The sequence below is a fragment of the Mycobacterium sp. NGS41 genome, from assembly GCF_059812725.1.
On record NZ_JCALDF010000014.1, the window covers coordinates 87676 to 104651 of the forward strand.

17 protein-coding genes are annotated in these 16976 nt (G+C 65.9%); 9 read left to right on the forward strand and 8 right to left on the reverse strand.

The annotated features are described in order from the left end of the window. Positions 1–12: 12 nt before the first annotated feature. From AC5Y21_RS14945 to AC5Y21_RS14960, 4 genes are read right to left on the reverse strand one after another with little or no spacing between them, the layout of a single operon-like run. The gene (locus AC5Y21_RS14945) at positions 13–546 is read right to left on the reverse strand and encodes a YbhB/YbcL family Raf kinase inhibitor-like protein (protein ID WP_499913266.1); all 534 of its coding nucleotides are present in this window, start codon (positions 544–546) and stop codon (positions 13–15) included. A 37-nt stretch (positions 547–583) separates the two neighbouring features. Continuing rightward, positions 584–1030, reverse strand: coding sequence for an SRPBCC family protein (locus AC5Y21_RS14950; protein WP_499913230.1), 447 nt, complete (start codon positions 1028–1030; stop codon positions 584–586). Positions 1031–1083: 53 nt separating this feature from the next. Then, the gene (locus tag AC5Y21_RS14955) at positions 1084–2088 is read right to left on the reverse strand and encodes a synaptic vesicle VAT-1 family membrane protein (protein WP_499913231.1); all 1005 of its coding nucleotides are present in this window, start codon (positions 2086–2088) and stop codon (positions 1084–1086) included. A gap of 28 nt (positions 2089–2116) precedes the next feature. Further along, positions 2117–2833 carry a hypothetical protein gene (locus tag AC5Y21_RS14960; RefSeq protein ID WP_499913232.1) on the reverse strand — a complete coding sequence of 239 codons (717 nt, stop codon included), beginning with the start codon at positions 2831–2833 and terminating at the stop codon, positions 2117–2119. Between the two features lie 59 nt (positions 2834–2892). Here AC5Y21_RS14960 and AC5Y21_RS14965 point away from each other — a divergent pair, with 59 nt between their 5' ends. The 4 genes from AC5Y21_RS14965 (at position 2893) to AC5Y21_RS14980 (ending at position 7785) form a co-directional block, all read left to right on the forward strand. Next, complete coding sequence (locus tag AC5Y21_RS14965) at positions 2893–3600, forward strand: MBL fold metallo-hydrolase (RefSeq protein WP_499913233.1); 708 nt, start codon at positions 2893–2895, stop codon at positions 3598–3600. 114 nt (positions 3601–3714) lie between these two features. Beyond that, positions 3715–6003: an isocitrate lyase ICL2 gene (gene aceA / locus AC5Y21_RS14970; RefSeq protein ID WP_499913234.1), complete on the forward strand. Its 2289-nt coding sequence runs from the start codon at positions 3715–3717 to the stop codon at positions 6001–6003. 130 nt (positions 6004–6133) lie between these two features. Further along, positions 6134–6541 carry a hypothetical protein gene (locus tag AC5Y21_RS14975; protein WP_499913235.1) on the forward strand — a complete coding sequence of 136 codons (408 nt, stop codon included), beginning with the start codon at positions 6134–6136 and terminating at the stop codon, positions 6539–6541. Between the two features lie 80 nt (positions 6542–6621). Further along, positions 6622–7785 (forward strand): LLM class flavin-dependent oxidoreductase, encoded by a 1164-nt coding sequence (locus AC5Y21_RS14980; RefSeq protein ID WP_499913236.1) that lies wholly within the window; start codon positions 6622–6624, stop codon positions 7783–7785. A gap of 34 nt (positions 7786–7819) precedes the next feature. Here AC5Y21_RS14980 and AC5Y21_RS14985 read toward each other — a convergent pair whose 3' ends face one another. The 3 genes from AC5Y21_RS14985 to AC5Y21_RS14995 all read right to left on the reverse strand — a co-directional run bounded on the left by AC5Y21_RS14985 (position 7820) and on the right by AC5Y21_RS14995 (position 11028). Next, entirely contained in the window at positions 7820–8803 is a 984-nt protein-coding gene (locus AC5Y21_RS14985) for an alcohol dehydrogenase catalytic domain-containing protein (protein ID WP_499913237.1), read from the reverse strand. A gap of 92 nt (positions 8804–8895) precedes the next feature. Further along, the gene (locus AC5Y21_RS14990) at positions 8896–10464 is read right to left on the reverse strand and encodes an FAD-dependent monooxygenase (protein WP_499913238.1); all 1569 of its coding nucleotides are present in this window, start codon (positions 10462–10464) and stop codon (positions 8896–8898) included. A 105-nt stretch (positions 10465–10569) separates the two neighbouring features. Then, the gene (locus AC5Y21_RS14995) at positions 10570–11028 is read right to left on the reverse strand and encodes an SRPBCC family protein (RefSeq protein WP_499913239.1); all 459 of its coding nucleotides are present in this window, start codon (positions 11026–11028) and stop codon (positions 10570–10572) included. Positions 11029–11193: 165 nt separating this feature from the next. On the opposite strand from AC5Y21_RS14995, the gene AC5Y21_RS15000 reads away from it, so the two are divergent. Genes AC5Y21_RS15000 through lipL form a run of 3 tightly spaced genes read left to right on the forward strand, consistent with a single transcriptional unit; the run spans position 11194 to position 13854 of the window. Continuing rightward, positions 11194–11946 carry a lysophospholipid acyltransferase family protein gene (locus AC5Y21_RS15000; RefSeq protein WP_499913267.1) on the forward strand — a complete coding sequence of 251 codons (753 nt, stop codon included), beginning with the start codon at positions 11194–11196 and terminating at the stop codon, positions 11944–11946. A gap of 2 nt (positions 11947–11948) precedes the next feature. Next, entirely contained in the window at positions 11949–12515 is a 567-nt protein-coding gene (locus tag AC5Y21_RS15005; protein WP_499913240.1) for a maleylpyruvate isomerase family mycothiol-dependent enzyme, read from the forward strand. Between the two features lie 55 nt (positions 12516–12570). Further along, entirely contained in the window at positions 12571–13854 is a 1284-nt protein-coding gene (gene lipL / locus AC5Y21_RS15010) for an esterase/beta-lactamase LipL (protein ID WP_499913241.1), read from the forward strand. Between the two features lie 46 nt (positions 13855–13900). On the opposite strand, the gene AC5Y21_RS15015 is transcribed toward lipL, so the two are convergent. Continuing rightward, complete coding sequence (locus AC5Y21_RS15015) at positions 13901–14284, reverse strand: hypothetical protein (RefSeq protein WP_499913242.1); 384 nt, start codon at positions 14282–14284, stop codon at positions 13901–13903. 77 nt (positions 14285–14361) lie between these two features. Here AC5Y21_RS15015 and AC5Y21_RS15020 point away from each other — a divergent pair, with 77 nt between their 5' ends. After that, positions 14362–16242 (forward strand): fatty acyl-AMP ligase, encoded by a 1881-nt coding sequence (locus AC5Y21_RS15020; RefSeq protein ID WP_499913243.1) that lies wholly within the window; start codon positions 14362–14364, stop codon positions 16240–16242. Beyond that, positions 16205–16966 carry a YqjF family protein gene (locus AC5Y21_RS15025; protein ID WP_499913244.1) on the forward strand — a complete coding sequence of 254 codons (762 nt, stop codon included), beginning with the start codon at positions 16205–16207 and terminating at the stop codon, positions 16964–16966. Before AC5Y21_RS15020 ends, AC5Y21_RS15025 begins: the two co-directional genes overlap by 38 nt. Positions 16967–16976 lie beyond the last annotated feature (10 nt).

A 16976-nucleotide genomic window follows, 5' to 3' on the forward strand; every position in this document is an offset into this window, starting at 1 on the left:
GGCAAGCCATGCTCACCCGTGCAGCGCAAGTTCGAACGTCCCGGTGAGCTTGGCCTGTGCGGTTGCGGCGCCGGCGATCGTCTGCGCGGCTTGCGCGCCGGCCAAGTGGCCGGGCAGTTGGTAGTTGTCCGGAAGCTGGTACAGCGTGAACCGGTAATGGTGCACGCCGCTGCCCCCCGGCGGGCACGGCCCGGCGTACGAAGCCTGGCCCGCGGAGTTCGGCAGCACCTTGCCGCCACCAGGAGTCTGACCATCCGACGTGCTGCCGGAACCGGACGGGATTCCGGTGACGATCCAGTGGATATACGTTCCGCCTGGGGCGTCCGGGTCGTCGACTACCAGCGCCGCGCCCGATGGCGTTGACCACGACAACGGCGGCGCCGTGTTGGCCCCTTTGCAGCTGTATTGCACGGGGATTGACGCACCGTCGGCGAACGCGGGACTGGTGATCGTCAACGGCCCGCCGGGGGGCGCCGCCACGGCCGTACCGGTGGAAATCTGGCCACCCAAGCCGGTTAGCGCCATCACGAGTGCCGGCCCGGCCATGGCCGACGTGATCCGGCGAAGCGTGCTCACTGCGGTGCTACTTCTTGCCCTTTTTGACCTTAAGCACTCGATCACGCAGTCCCTTGGTTGCCTGGTCCATTATTCCCTTGGTCCCTTGCTTGATCAGGAACCCGGGGACCGGGATGGTTAGGTCGATCATCAGGTCAAAGTGGACCCTGGTGGAATCGCCTTGCTGGGTCAGCGTGTACCGGCCCTCCTGCGCGCGTTGCCCTTTGGCGCTTACCAGCGTCCAGCTCACCCCGTCGTCTTCTTGCGAGTAGGCAAGTACTTGCTCGTCGGGAACGCCCACGACCTTGACGACCTGCCGGGCTACGCGCGGACGGCCCTCGTCATCACGCTCCAAGACTTCGACGGACTTGGTCGTCGGGAACCACTCGGGCAACTTCTCGAGGTCGTACAACACATCCAGGATCTCGTCGGGTGTCGCCTCGATGACGATTTCACGGGTATCGGTAACTGCCATTGCGCAATATTGTCAGATCGACAGCGCCGAGAACTACCGTTCGGCCATTCTGCCTACGGCACCAGCACCACCTTGCCCACGTTCTCCCGCGCCGCCAGGATCCGGTGCGCCTCCGGAGCTTCGGCGAACGGCACCGCGGCATGAACAATCGGGGCGACCGTACCGTCATCGAGCGCTTGGGCCAGCGGAGTGATCCACGGCTCGAGCGTGCCGCGATCGTCCCACAGTCGCAGCATGTTCAGTCCGATAACAGTCTTGGACTCCGAGAGTTGGTCGATCAGGTTGAACCCGCGCAGCATGGCCAGCGCGTGGGGTGCCGCCTTGCGCAGCGAACGTTTTTCACCCTGCTGCATGTTCGAAATCCCGTAGCCGACAAGCCGTCCGCCGGGACGCAGCAGATCGTAGGACCGCCGCAGCGACGTGCCGCCCAGCGCATCGAACACGATGTCGTAGGGCTCCAGGCCTTTCCACCAGCCGTCGCGGCGATAGTCGATTGCCCGGTCCACACCCAACTCGGCCAGCTTCTGGTGCTTTCCAGGCGATGCGGTGCCATGCACTTCAGCGCCGGCGGCTTTCGCGAATTGAATGGCCGCGATGCCGACGCCGCCCGCCGCCGCATGGATCAGCACCCGCTCGCCGGCGCGCAGCGACCCGTAGCCATGCAGGCCCGCCCAGGCGGTCGCGTAGTTGACCGGGACGGCGGCGCCTTGCTCGAAGCTCACCCCGTCCGGCAGCGTCACGGAGTCATTCGCTGCCACGTTGACGATTTCGGAGTAACCATTGAATCGCGTGCCGGCCAAGACACGTTGCCCGACGCGGCTCTGGTCGACTCCGGCGCCGACGGCCTCGACCGTTCCGGCTACCTCGTATCCGACCACCGCTGGAAGCTTCGGAGCGTCCGGATACAGGCCGACCCGGGCGAGGTGGTCGGCAAAGTTCACCCCCGCGGCGCGAACGGCGATCTGCATCTGGCCGGCGCCAGGGGGAGGCGGGTCCGGCCGCTGCTGCACCTGCAACACGGACGGGTCGCCATGCTTGGCGATGACAACTGCGCGCATTCATTCCTCCTTCCGAAGCCCGGCCCGGCTAAGCGCCGGCGAACCAGGCCGTTTTCACCGCGCGTGTCTGCGGCGACGGCAGATGCGGATCACCGGAGCCCAGCGAACCGATCTTCACAGTCCACATCGGCTGCGACTGGTCGATCGTCGACGCATCACCCTCCCGTCGCGCAGGGACGAGCACTGCCAGATTTGCGTTGGGACAACCGTAAGCACCGACCAAGCCGTCGTCACGTCCGCCCCATGCGCCGCCGTTACGCAGACGGCATCGTGTGCCGTCGTCGAGAAGCAACGCAAACGGCTCGGGCGATGCCGGTGGCTTCACGTGCGGAAGCGGTTCGGTGTAGGTCACCCGGCGCAGCCCGGTGTCCCAGGGATCGTTGAGGCACAGCAGGGATTTTGGCGTCGACGGCCAACACACGTCGGCCCCGGCAGCGCTGGGCGCACAGAGATAGATATCGACCGCAACCGCGGCCCGGGACGCGGTGCAGTTGGAGACCTCGGCGACACTGCCGAGATCCTGCGAAGCAGGCGCCTGCCGGTAACCGCTGGCCGGTTGTCCGTTGGCATCGACGGCGGTCACGATAACGACCTGTGTGCCCTTGATTGCGGTGGGGTGCACAGACCCAGCGTTGGTGTCGGGCATCAAGTCGAAGCGGATCAGGAGCCAGCTCGCCACCCCGACGATTAGGACTACGACGGCAACGACCACAGTGATGATCCGTCCCGGAGATCTCCACCCCATGCGCGAATCCTACTGACCCGCAGTGGCTGCACGGCCTCCATTTTTTCTATGCTCTTTCTATGGATTTCGCCTGGCAACAGGTGGCCGACGGGGTGCAACGCTGCCGGATACCGTTCTGCGACGTCACCATCGGGCTGGTCCATGGCAGCGCCGGAACACTGCTCGTCGACACCGGCACCACGCTCAGCGAGGCGGCCGCGATCGATGCCGGCGCCCGGCGCCTCACCGGTGGCCCGGTGACGCATATCGTGTTGACGCACAAGCATTTCGATCATGTGCTCGGTTCCGCCGCGTTTCCCGAAGCCGAGATGTATTGCGCACCTGAAGTCGCCGACTACCTGTCGTCGGCCACGGACCAGCTTCGCAGTCACGCACTGAGTTACGGCGCGGACCGTGCTGAGGTTGACCGCGCCATCGCGGCATTGCGACCGCCGCAGCACGAAATCTATGACACCGCTATCGATCTCGGCAACCGCAGCGTCACTGTCACCCACCTGGGTCGTGGCCACACCAACGCGGATCTGGTCGTGATCACGCACGATGCCGACGACGACGGCCGGCCCGTGGTGTTCACCGGCGATCTTGTCGAGGAATCCGCCGACCCCTTCATTGACCACGATTCCGACGTGGCCGCCTGGCCGGCGACACTGGATCGGCTGCTCTCGGCCGGCGGAGCGGACGCGATCTACGTCCCGGGTCACGGCAAACCGGTCGACGCGGATTTTGTACGCCGTCAGCGGGATTGGCTGCACCAGCGCGCAGGCTGAAAGTCCTGCGTCCGAAGTGGCTGCTAACGCTCTGCCGACCCGTGATTCAACCACCCAGTCCGGGGATACACTCTCTGCGACAGCGGAACCGTGCTGTAGAGGGAGCGTAAGGCCATGGCCATCATCGAATCGGACACTGAGGTCCATTCACAGTTCGAACAACAGGTCGCCGCCACACAGCGATACTTCGACGGCCCGCGCTTTGCCGGGATTACTCGCCTCTACTCGGCCCGCCAAGTAGTAGAACAGCGCGGCACCATCCCCACCGACTACACCGTGGCGCGGGAGGCTGCGGCAGCTTTCTATGAGCGCCTGCGCGAACTTTACGCAGAGAAAAAGAGCATCACGACGTTCGGTCCCTACTCGCCGGGCCAGGCCGTGAGCATGAAGCGGATGGGCATCGAGGGGATCTACCTCGGCGGCTGGGCAACCTCGGCCAAGGGCTCCACCACCGAAGACCCCGGCCCCGACCTGGCCAGCTACCCGCTGAGCCAGGTGCCCGACGATGCCGCGGTGCTAGTGCGGGCGCTTCTTACCGCCGACCGCAATCAGCAGTACCTGCGGCTGCAAATGAGTGAGCAACAGCGCGCCACGAGCCCAGAAGTCGACTTTCGGCCGTTCATCATCGCTGACGCCGACACCGGCCACGGCGGTGACCCGCACGTGCGCAACCTGATCCGCCGCTTCGTCGAAATCGGCGTGCCGGGCTACCACATCGAAGACCAGCGCCCGGGGACCAAGAAATGCGGCCACCAGGGCGGCAAGGTACTGGTGCCGTCAGACGAACAGATCAAGCGTCTCAACGCCGCGCGCTTCCAGCTCGACGTCATGCAGGTGCCCGGCATCATCGTGGCCCGCACCGACGCCGAGGCGGCCACCCTGATCGACAGCCGGGCCGACGAGCGAGACCAGCCGTTCCTGCTGGGTGCCACCAATCTGAAGATTCCTTCGTACAAGGCCTGCTTCCTGGCGATGATGCGGCACTTCTACGAATTGGGCGCCAAACAACTCAACGGTCACCTGCTCTACGCCCTCAGCGACGGAGAGTACGCGGCCGCCCAGGCATGGCTTGAGCGCAACGGCATCACGGACCTGGTCTCCGAGGCGGTCAACAAGTGGCGGGAGAGCGACGAGACCTTGATCGACGACGTCTACGACCAAGTTGAATCGCGGTTTGTCGCCGCTTGGGAAGACGACGCCGGGGTGATGACGTACGGCGAAGCCGTGGCCGAGGTCCTGGAATTCGACGAGAGCGATGACGAGCCACGTGGGATGACGTCCGAGGAGTGGCGGGCCTTCGCCGCGCGTGCGTCGCTCTACGACGCCCGGCGTAAAGCGGCGGAGCTGGGCGTCGACCCGGGATGGGACTGCGAACTGGCAAAGACGCCGGAGGGCTACTACCAGATCCGCGGCGGCATTCCGTATGCGATCGCCAAATCGCTGGCGGCGGCACCGTTCGCTGACATTCTCTGGATGGAAACCAAGACAGCCGATCTGGCCGACGCGCGGGAGTTCGCCGTGGCGATCCACGCCGAGTTCCCGGACCAGATGTTGGCCTACAACCTCTCCCCGTCGTTCAACTGGGACACCACCGGCATGAGCGATGATGAAATGAAGCAGTTCCCCGAAGAGCTCGGCAAGATGGGCTTCGTCTTCAACTTCATCACCTACGGCGGACATCAGATCGACGGCGTCGCCGCCGAGGAGTTCGCTACCAACCTCAAGCAGGACGGCATGCTGGCACTGGCCCGGCTGCAGCGCAAGATGCGCCTGGTCGAGTCGCCGTACCGCACTCCGCAGACGCTGGTCGGCGGGCCGCGCAGCGACGGGGCGTTGGCCGCCTCGTCGGGACGCACGGCGACCACGAAGGCGATGGGCAAGGGCTCCACGCAGCACCAGCATCTGGTCCAGACCGAGGTGCCGAAAAAGTTGCTGGAGGAATGGCTGGCGTTGTGGAGCGACCACTACCAACTCGGCGAGAAGCTCCGCGTGCAACTGCGGCCCCGCCGCGCCGGCTCGGATGTGCTCGAGCTCGGCATCTACGGCAGCGGTGACGAGCAGCTGGCCAACGTCGTCGTCGATCCCATCAAGGACCGGCACGGCCGCAGCATCCTGCAGGTGCGCGATCAGAACACCTTCGCCGAGAAGCTGCGGCAGAAGCGGCTGATGACGCTGATCCACCTGTGGCTGGTGCACCGCTTCAAGGCGGACGCGGTGTACTACGTCACGCCGACCGAGGACAACCAGTATCAAACGGAAAAGATGAAGTCCCACGGCATTTTCAGCGAGGTTTACCAGGAGGTCGGCGAGATCATCGTCGCCGAGGTGAACCACCCGCGCATCGCTGAGCTGCTTACGCCGGACCGCGAGGCACTGCGCCGGTTGATCACCAAAGAGGGGTAAAGGCCTACCACCGCGAATTCGGCTACCAGCCTTTTCATTTCGGTCCAGATCTCGTCGTCTGTTCGGTCCCGTTTGCACCCCCGCTTGACGGGGTAGGTACGACCAAGGACTCAACGAGATTGGGGAGCTGATGAGATCACAAGCTAGGACGGCCGTCGCGGTGTTCGGAGGTGCCGCCATGCTTGTCTTGGCGGTCGGATGCGGCGGCGGCGGAAACAAAGGACCGAGCAGTTCCACGACGCCGACCACTCCGATGACGACGGCCCCTTCATCCAGCGTTGCGCCTGGGCAGACATCCGCACCAGGCACCGGAGGCCCCACCGGTAGCGGTGGACCCGGCGGCGGAGGCGGTGGCGTCCCCGGTGGCCCCAGCGGTAGCGGCGGACCCGGCGGCGGAGGCGGCGGTATCCCCGGTGGCCCCAGCGGTAGCGGCGGACCCGGCGGCGGAGGCGGCGGCATTCCCGGCGTCGGCGGCGGCGGCGGAGGCCCGGGCGGTGGCGGCGGCTGCGTCGGCAACGTCTGCGGCGGCTACCCGTGATCGTTCGGTAAGTAAGGCTTAGGGTCCCTGGCTGCATTCGAGTTAAGGTTCTCCGCAACTCGACTGCAAAGGGAGCCGCAATGGCCAAGCTCAGGTTCGGATATTTCATCGCGCCATTTCACCGTGCCGGCACCAACCCAACGCTCGCATTGCAGCGCGACCTGGAGTTCATCGAACACCTCGACGCCTTGGGCTTCGATGAAGTGTGGTTGGGCGAACATCACTCCGCCGGTAGCGAGATCATCAGCTCGCCGGAGGTGTTTATCGCCGCCGCTGCGGAGCGGGCGAAGCGAATTCGGTTCGGCACCGGCGTCATCTCGCTGGCGTACCACAACCCGCTTTGGGTCGCCGATCGGTTGATGCTGCTCGATCACCTCACCCATGGCCGAATTATCGGCGGGATGGGGCCGGGCTCACTGCCCACCGATTCCGCCATGATCGGCCTGAATCCCACCGACACTCGTGAGCTTCTCGAAACGAACCTCGACATCGTCGTGCGGCTGCTGGCGGGGGAGACCGTCAGCGCCAAGACCGCGACGCACCAGCTGTTCGACGCCCAGTTGCAGCTGGCTCCCTACTCCGACGGCGGCATCCCGCTGGCGGTGGCAGCGGTCGCCTCACCCACGGGTGCGCGGCTGGCCGGCAAGCACGGCATCGGCTTGCTGTCCATCGGCGCGACGCTGACGGTGGACGGTTTCAATGCGCTGTCCTACCACTGGGACATCGTCGAAGAACGCGCCGCGGCCTTCGGCACCCAGGTAGACCGCAACAACTGGTCGCTGGTCGGGCCGTTCCACATCGCCGAGACCGACGCGCAGGCACGGGAAGACGTGAAGTTCGGCATCGAGTCGTGGTTCAACTATTTCCAGAAGGTGGCCGCATTCCCGCAGATGACCATGCCGGGGGAGCAGCTGGACGAGATGATCGACATCATCAACGACAACGGAGCCGGCGTCATCGGTAGCCCGGAGCGGGCGCGCGCCCAGGTGCAGCGGCTGTGGGATCAGTCCGGCGGATTCGGCTGCATGCTGCAGATGGGCCACGAGTGGGCCAATCCGGCCGCGACCAAACGGTCCGCCGAGCTGTTCGCCGCCGAGGTGATCCCGCATTTCCAGGGCCAGGCGCAACCGACGCTGGAGGCCGCCGCGCGGGCCGGCCAAGTCCGGGAAGGCCTTGCGCAGTCGCAGCTGCAGGCCGTCGAGCACATGGCCAAGAAGTATGAAAGCGAGAAGGGTTCCCGCTAAAACCGTCTGAGCCGGCGTTTTAGAGCATCGAACGTCAGTGCTCTAGGACCAGCTTGCCGATCTGGTCGCCCTTGGCGAGCTTGGCCAGCGCCTCGGGGTAGGCGTCGAAGGGGAACACCTCGTCCACGATCACCGGGAGACCCCGGGCGATGCGGTCGGTCACCTGGACGAACTCGAGGTGTGATCCCGTCGTCACCCCGATGAGCTCCTGGTGCTTGAAGAACAACCGGGGCAGTAACAACGGCACCTGGACCCCGCTGGTCGCGCCGCAGGTGACGTAGCGACCGCCGGCATCGAGTGCTCGGATCGCCGATTCCCAGGTCGCCGCGCCCACGGTGTCGACGACGACCTCCACCCTGACCGGGTATGGCCCGGCGGAATCGAACGCCTCGACTGCGCCGAGCTCCTTCGCGCGCTTCCGCTTCGCCTCGTCCCGCGACGTCACGTAGACCTCGGCGCCCAGGTACTTGGCGATCAGCAGCGATGCGACGGCTACTCCGCCGCCGCCCCCGACAACGAGCACCTTCGTCCCGGCCTGCACGCGGCCCTTGCGCAAAATCCGCCAGGCTGTCACGTGACACACCGGATACGCCGCGCACTCGACCCACGAGACGTGCTTCGGCTTGCGGACCGGATGCCACGCCGGGACCACGACGTAGTCGGCGTGACCACCCCACCGGTGCTCACCGAGCAGGTGCAGCCCAGGGTCGACGATGTTGTCGATGCCGCGTGTGAGGATCGCCTCGTGACTGGTGACGCCCGCCTCCATCACGACTTCGTCGCCCGGCTCCCAGTCGGTCACGCCTGGGCCGACCATGTCGATCACACCGGCGACGTCGGAGCCCGAGACGTGCGGGAAGGATCGCGGCTTGGGCGTCCCCCGTGTCAGCCAGATATCGATGTGGTTGAGGGCCGATGCACGGACCTCGATGCGCACCTCTCCCGGACCTGGCACTGGGGTCGGAACATCGGCCCAGCGGTACTCGCCGGGCGATTCCTCGAGGATCCATCCGCGCATGGATGATCACGGTAGCGACTGAACTAGATCGATGGGCATTCGAGCTTCTATCAAATTTTCCCAGTTACGGCAGGTCGGTTCGAAGTAGCGGCTCAGCAGCCGAACCAGTAGGCGAGGGTGCGACGCAACTCACGCATTTCCCGGGTGTCCGGTGTGTCCGCCGACGATGCCCAGGCCACATAACCATCCGGCCGTACCAGCAGCGCCTTGGCTGCCAGATCAGCGGCCGCACGTCCGGTCGCGAGGGTGATCTGGTCTTCGACGTCGGAGAGCGCGGCGGCCACCACGGCGCGGTCGGTGAGGTCGAGCAGCAGTGGCCGCCCATCGCGGGCAAGCTCGGCGACCCGCCTTGTCGCGCCGGCGTTTTCCACCGCGAAGTCGGCAACCCAGCGCCCGACGAATGGATGGGCGCCAGGGTCCGCCGGGTAGCGGTTTTCCGCGCCCGACAGCAGGTCGGTGAGGCGACGGACGATATCCGGCTCGCTGACCAATTCGGAGAACAGTTCCCGTAGCGCGGTGATCTCCGGCCCGGGCCGGACCAGAGCCAGCTGGGCGCGGCTGTGCATGACAACCCGTTCGGCGGCGGGCCGACGCTCGGCCTCGTAGGTGGCAAGCAAATCGGGTTGGACGCGCCGGTTGAGAACGGCAGCCAGCTTCCAACCCAGGTTCACCGCGTCCTGCAAACCGAGATTGAGCCCCGGTCCACCCATCGGGGAGTGAACATGTGCGGCGTCGCCGACCAGAATTACCCGCCCCACCTGGTACCTGGAGGCGATCCGTGAGTTGATGCCGGAGAACCTGCGCAGGTCAAGCGGCCCCTCCGCGGACGCGGCGCGCAGCGGCACAGTCGCGCCCAGCACCCGCGCGGCGGCGGCCTCCAGCTCCGCCAGGCTCATGGGCGGGCCGTCGCCGTCGTCCTGGATATCTCGCGCGTGTTCCCGAGCCGTGCTGTCCAATTCGAAGACGATGACGACCGCCCGGCCGCCCAGCGCGCCCCACGCGAAAACACCGCGTTCGACGCGATTGAACAGCAGGGGCGGGACACGGCCAAACCCCGGCACATCCAGCCCGCCGCTCACCGGATCGATCCATTCGGCCGGTGGCAGTATGTCGAAGCCCAGGCGGGCAACCAAGTCGTACGACGACATCCCCGGAAAGTCGATGCCGGCCAGCTTGCGGGTCAGACTGGTGCCGCCGTCGGCGCCCACGAGGTACTCGGCGGTCAGATCGTAGGGACCATCCGGACCGTCGATGTGTACCGTGACGGCGCCGTCGTGCTGGTCGAAACCGGACAGCGCATGACCCCAACGGATGTCTACGCCGTATTCGCCGGCCCGCCGCGCAAGCACCTGGACAAGTCTGGGCTGCTGGATGGGGAGCATGAACAGCTGGGAATCCGGTGCCAGCGCAAGATCCAGCGCAAAGGCCGCGAACATTGCCCGCGGCGCGAGCTGCGGCCGTGTTGCCGTCCCGGCCAGCGCGGCGTACAAACCGCGGTGGTCGAGGATCCGAACCCCTTGCCCCACAATGCCATTCGCCCGTGGTTCTGGATTGGGGCCGGGTATCGCGTCCAACACCACCGGCCGGATCCCCGCCAACCCCAGCTCGCAGGCCAGCATCAGCCCGTTCGGACCGGCCCCCGCGATGACGGCGTCAACCACTTAGCCGACCTTACTAGTTGCGGGTGGGCCCGACAACGGCGCCGGGAGGAGATCCGCTACGGGTCGGCCAGACCGGCCAAAACCCTTGCATCCCAAAGCTGAACGTCAGCGACCGGACTCGCGTTCGGCAGCCTTGACCAGCCGTCCGGCGAAGAAGCTCACGGCGCCGCCCATCGCTGCCCGCACCAACGGGCCCGTCCCGCGAACCTTTTCGACGAACGAACCGCTCCAATGGATGTCGGTGCCACCGGCCGCATTCGGCGTGAACACCACCTCGGCCAGGTAGTCCTCGACCGGGGCGGTTCCAACCAGTTTGTAGACGTGACGGCGGTCCTGTTCGTACTCGACCGTTTCCTCCAGCACGAAAACCGGCCACGCGCCTACCTTGCGAATTGCCCCGACGCCGCCGGGCGCCGGATCACCCTGACGCGCCCAACTCGAGGTCAGGACAATCGGCTTGGCCCAGTTCGACCAGTTTCCACCGTCGACCTCGAGCCGGAACAACGTCGCCGCGGGGGCGCTACTGGTCTTGTTGACCTCGAAAGAATATTTCCGACCCGACATGCCGCGTACCCTACCGCGCAAGCCCTTCGCCCACCCGATCGGGCTGGGCCGACGAAATCGACCGTTGGTGGGCGCGGCGCGCATACTCAGCGTGTGAGTCAAGCTGACACGATTGCGGTTCCGCCTGCGCCCACCAAAGCCGGCGTTGCCGCCGCGCTGCGACTCATGGAGCCGCTTCGCAAGGTGATCAAGCCCCAGGTCTACGGCATCGAAAACGTACCCAGCAAGCGGGCTTTGCTGGTCGGCAATCACAACACGCTCGGCCTGGTCGATGCGCCGTTGCTGGCTGCCGAGCTGTGGGAGCGGGGGAGAATGGTGCGCTCCCTCGGCGACCACGCCCACTTCAAGGTTCCGGGGTGGCGCGACGCGCTGACTCGAATGGGCGTGGTGGAGGGCACCCGAGAGATCACGTCGGAATTGATGCGACGCGGCGAGCTGGTCATGGTCTTTCCCGGCGGTGGCCGAGAGGTCAGCAAGCGCAGAAACGAACGTTACAAGCTGGTGTGGAAGAACCGGCTTGGCTTCGCGCGCTTGGCCATTCAGCATGGCTATCCGATTGTGCCGTTCGCGTCGGTGGGCGCCGAACACGGTATCGACATCCTGCTCGACGGGAATTCCCCGCTGCTGGCGCCGCTGGGATTCCTGACCGAGAAGCTGCTCGGTTCACCCGACGCGCCTCCGCTGGTACGTGGCGTCGGCTTGACGCCGCTTCCGCGTCCGGAGCGCCAGTACTACTGGTTCGGCGAGCCCATCCCCACCAAATCGTTCCAAGGGCAAGAAGCCGACGACACCGTGGCCCGCAAGGTGCGCGAACGCACCGCCGGGGCGGTCGAGGAGGGCATCGAGCTCATGCTCGCCGAGCGCGACGCCGACCCGAACCGCTCGCTGGTGCGAAGGCTGTTGCGGTCGGATACCTGAGCATGAATGCGGGCGAGCTCCACCTGGCGGTATGCCAGCGGTTCGGCTCCGCCGTCCGATCGGCCGACGGGAAATGGGACCGCAGTTCGCCGTGTGCGGGATGGCAGGCCCGAGATGTGCTCGAGCACGTGATCGGCTTTCACGACGTGCTGCTCCTGCGTCCGCTGGGCCTGACACCACAACGGCCCCATGACGACCCGCAGCAGCGGTGGGACCTGACCTATCAGGGCCTGCGGCAAGCATTGGGCGACACAGGACTTTTCGAGCGGGTCATCGGGGTGCCGGCAATCGCGAACAATCCAGCCACGCATCTGGATGCGAACAAACTGATCCCACGCCTGACGCAGGATGTGCTGGTGCATACCTGGGACCTGGCCCGTGCCGTCGGAGCCGACGATTCGCTGGATCCCGGCTGGTGCGCGGTCTTCTTGGCGCAACTGCCGGCCGACCCGGACGCGCTGAGCGCTTCGGGGATGTTCGCAGCGTCGTTTGCTATCAGCGACGATGCCGACCCGCAGTCGAGGTTGCTGGCCCGGCTCGGCCGGAACCCGTCATGGCGACCGGCCTGAACCCGTAAATCGGCATTCGCATGCGCCGGGAAACGGCGGGCGCAATCATTCATCTATGGCGAAACCGTCCATCCTCACCCCCGACAATGGCCTGCCTTCCGGCGTGGGAGGCGCCTGCGATTCGCGTTTCGGGGCGGCCGTCAAAGCTTTTTCGGCCTTGTTCCCCGCCCGCAAGTTCGGCGGCGGAGCGCTCTCGGTGTACATCGACGGTGTTCAGGTCGTCGACGTGTGGACGGGGTTTGCCGATCGGGACGGCAAGGTGCCGTGGACGGCCGATACCGGCGCCATGGTGTTCTCCGCCACCAAGGGGCTGACCGCGACGGTCATCCACCGGCTGGTCGACCGCGGGCTGCTGTCCTACGACGAGCCGGTCGCCCAGTTCTGGCCGGAGTTCGGGGAAAACGGCAAATCTGAGATCACCGTCAGCGACGTGTTGCGGCATCGATCCGGCCTTGCCCACCTCAAGGGTGTCGGCAAAGACGAGATATTGGACCACCTTGGGATGGAGGCGCGGCTGGCCGCCGCGCCATTGGACTCCCTGCACGGCAAGCTGGCCTATCACGCGATTACCTACGGATGGTTGCTGTCCGGGCTGGCCAGGGCGGTGACCGGCAAAGGCATGCGTGAGCTGTTCCGCGAAGAACTGGCCCAACCGCTCGACACCGACGGTCTGCACCTTGGCCGTCCGCCGGCCGGCGCGCCGACGACCGTTGCCCAGACGCTGCTGCCGCAGGCGAATTTCCCTACCCCGGTGCTCGACTTCGTCGCGCCGAAAATCGCCGGGCTGTCGTTCTCCGGCGTGTTGGGGTCGATCTACTTTCCCGGCATTCTTTCGATGCTGCAAGGCGAAATGCCGTTCCTGGACGGCGAGGTACCCGCCGTCAACGGCGTCGTGACGGCGCGCGCCCTGGCCAAGGTGTACGGCGCCATCGCCAACGGCGGTGCGATCGAGGGCTCACGGCTGCTGTCGTCGGAGTTGGTAGACGGGTTGCGGGGCAAGCCCGAGCTGACGCCGGATCTGAACCTCGGCATCCCGTTCACCTACCATCACGGCTACCAGTCGTCGCCGGTACCGGGGCTGTTGCCGGGGTACGGACATATCGGTCTCGGCGGCACCGTCGGGTGGGCCGACCCAGACACCGGCAGCTCACTAGCCTACGTGCACAACCGTTTGCTGACGCTGATGTTGTTCGATGTCGGGTCGTTTGCTGGATTGGCACCGCTGCTGAGCAGCGCGATCGGTGGAGCGCGAAAGGATGTTCCGCTCGAGGTGCCACAGCTGGGTGCGCTGTACTCCGAGGCCGCTCAGCAAGATTCCGCCCCCGGCAGCGCCTCCTGACCGGCGGCTCGCCTGAAAAGCACTGCAGCACAACGCGGGCCGAACATCAGACGAATTCGTAGACGATCAGCCACACCAGAGCCGCGGCCAGCAGAAGTAGAACGCTCATGATTACCGCGCGGGCCGCTTTTGACTGCCGGCGATACCAGTCGCCCAGTTGGGTGAAGCGCCAGTCCGTCCACGCATAGGCCCGTGCGGCCCAGTCGACTTCGACCGCGAGCAGGCGAAAGGCGACCAGCAGCACGGGTATCCCGACTTCCGGAAGCAGCACGATGAGCGGGATGCACAAAAGCAACAGGACGCCGCCCAAGACGGCCACGGACGCGCGAACCGGCATCGGCCTGGACCGTCCGCGCTCGCGGTAGGCAAACACTCGGGCGAGCGCCGCATCGCGGCCGGTGGTCGCGGTGTCCTGGTCGCCTGACTTCACGGATGCTCCTGCCTTCGCTGTCGCGGCGCCGAGTACGGCACGGACTTTAGCGGACGTTGCGTGCTTAGACTTCGATTATGGATTTCGGTTCCCAGCAGGAGTCGGAGGCTCCAAAAGGCCTGCTAGAGATCGAGGATTGCCTGGATACCGACGGCAACATCGCATTGCCGCCGGGCACTACGCTGATCTCGCTCATCGAACGCAACGTCGCGAATATCGGCGAACAGGTGGCTTACCGCTACCTGGACTATGCCCGCTCGGAAGGACAGGCCCATCAGGTCACCTGGGCTGAATTCGGGGTGCGGCTGCAGGCTATCGGCGCACGGGTGCAACAGTTCGCGGGCCACGGTGACCGGGTCGCGATCCTCGCGCCCCAGGGCATCGACTACGTTGCCGGTTTCTACGCCGCGATCAAGGCGGGCAGCATCGCGGTGCCGTTGTTCGCTCCCGAACTGCCGGGCCACGCGGAACGCCTCGACACCGCACTTCGCGATTCGGAACCAGCGCTGGTGCTCACCACGACCGCGGCCAAAGACGCCGTCGAGAATTTTCTGGCCGGCCTCCCACAGCTACGACGACCGCACGTCATTGTCATCGATCAGATACCCGATTCGGCGGGGGAGACGTTCGCTCCGGTCGAATTGGACATGGGCGCCGTTTCCCACCTGCAGTACACCTCGGGGACCACCAGGCCGCCGGTCGGCGTGGAGATCACCCACCGCGCGGTCGGAACGAACCTCGTGCAGATGATCCTGTCGATCGACCTGCTGAACCGAAACACCCACGGCGTCAGCTGGTTACCGCTCTACCACGACATGGGCCTGTCCATGATCGGCTTTCCGACGGTCTACGGCGGACACACCACGCTGATGTCGCCCACCGCGTTCGTCCGCAGGCCGCAGCGCTGGATCCAAGCCCTGTCTGCCGGATCGGCGACCGGACGGGTGGTCACCGCAGCGCCCAACTTCGCATACGAGTGGACCGCGCAACGTGGGCTGCCCGCGCCCGGCGACGACATCGGGCTGCACAACGTGGTACTGATCATCGGTTCCGAGCCGGTGAGCATCGATGCGGTGACGACGTTCAATAAAGCGTTCGCCCCGTACGGATTACCGCGTACGGCGTTCAAACCCTCGTACGGTATCGCGGAGGCGACCCTGATGATCGCGACCATCGACCACGCGGCCGAGACCACGGTGATCTATCTCGACCGTGAGCAATTGGGCTTCGGGCGGGCGGTGCGCGTGGCAGCGGATGCCCCCAACGCCGTCGTGCAGGTGTCGTGCGGCCAGGTTGCCCGCAGCCTGTGGGGAGTGATCGTAAACCCGGACACCGGAACGGAATTGCCGGATGGTGAGGTGGGCGAGGTCTGGCTGCTGGGCGACAACGTCTGCCGGGGCTATTGGGGGCGACCCGACGAGACCCGGCTGGCTTTCGGCGCCAAGCTGCAATCGCAGCTTCCCGAAGGCAGCCACGCCGACGGTGCGCTGGTCGACGGAAACTGGCTGCGGACCGGCGATCTGGGCGTGTATCTGGACGGCGAGCTTTACGTCACCGGCCGGATCGCCGACCTGGTGAACCTGGACGAGGCCGACGGCCGCATCCACTATCCGCAGGACATCGAAGCCACCACCGCGGAGGCGTCGCCGCTGGTTCGGCGCGGATACGTCACCGCATTCTCCGCGCCGGGCAACGAACTGCCGGCATCAGTCGGCGACCCACCGACATTGGCCCGCCCACAACTGGTGATCGTCGCCGAACGTGCACCCGGCACCAGCCGCGCCGACCCGCAGCCGGCGATCGAGGCCATCCGCTCGGCGGTGTCGAACCGCCACGGGCTGTCCGTCGCAGACGTGGTATTCCTGCCGGCCGGCGCCATTCCGCGCACTACCAGTGGAAAGCTGGCGCGGCTAGCCTGCCGTGACCAGTACCTCAGCGGCGAATTGGGTGCGCATTAATACTTACGGTCTTTCGGCCACTCCACCACCGCTGTCTGGCCGGGTGATCGTTGATCAACGCTGGACCGACCTGACGTTCCTGCATTGGCCAATCTGTCCGCAGAGCGTTGCCGAGGTGTTTCCGCCCGGCACTCGTCCCGATGTCTACGCCGACGGCAGGACGTACGTGGGATTGATCCCGTTTGTCCTGACGAGTACTAAACTTGGTACCGCACTTGGCCTTCCGTACTTCGGCAGCTTTGCCGAGACCAACGTCCGCCTTTACTCGGTCGACGACGCCGGCCGCCACGGGGTGCTCTTCCGGTCGCTGGAAACGTCGCGGCTGGCCGTGGTGCCCCTCCTCCGAGTCGGCCTCGGCATCCCCTACACGTGGGCGAAGATGCGGGTGATGCGGTCGAGCGACCAGATCACCTATCACAGCGTGCGGCGGTGGCCGCGGCGCGGATTGCGCAGCCGGATGACGGTAACCGTTGGCGACGTGGTCGATCCGACGCCGTTGGAGGTGTGGCTGACTGCCCGCTGGGGCGCGCACACCCGCAAGGCAGGCCGCACGTGGTGGGTACCGAACGAACACGAGCCATGGTCGTTTCGGGCGGCCGAAATCGTCGGGCTAGACGACGAATTGCTGTACGCCAGCGGAGTTCAACCTGACGGCGAGCGGTTGCGCGCGCTGTTTTCACCCGGTGTGCGAACGCATTTCGGCCGTCCCCGCCTCGTGCGGTGATTTCAGCGGG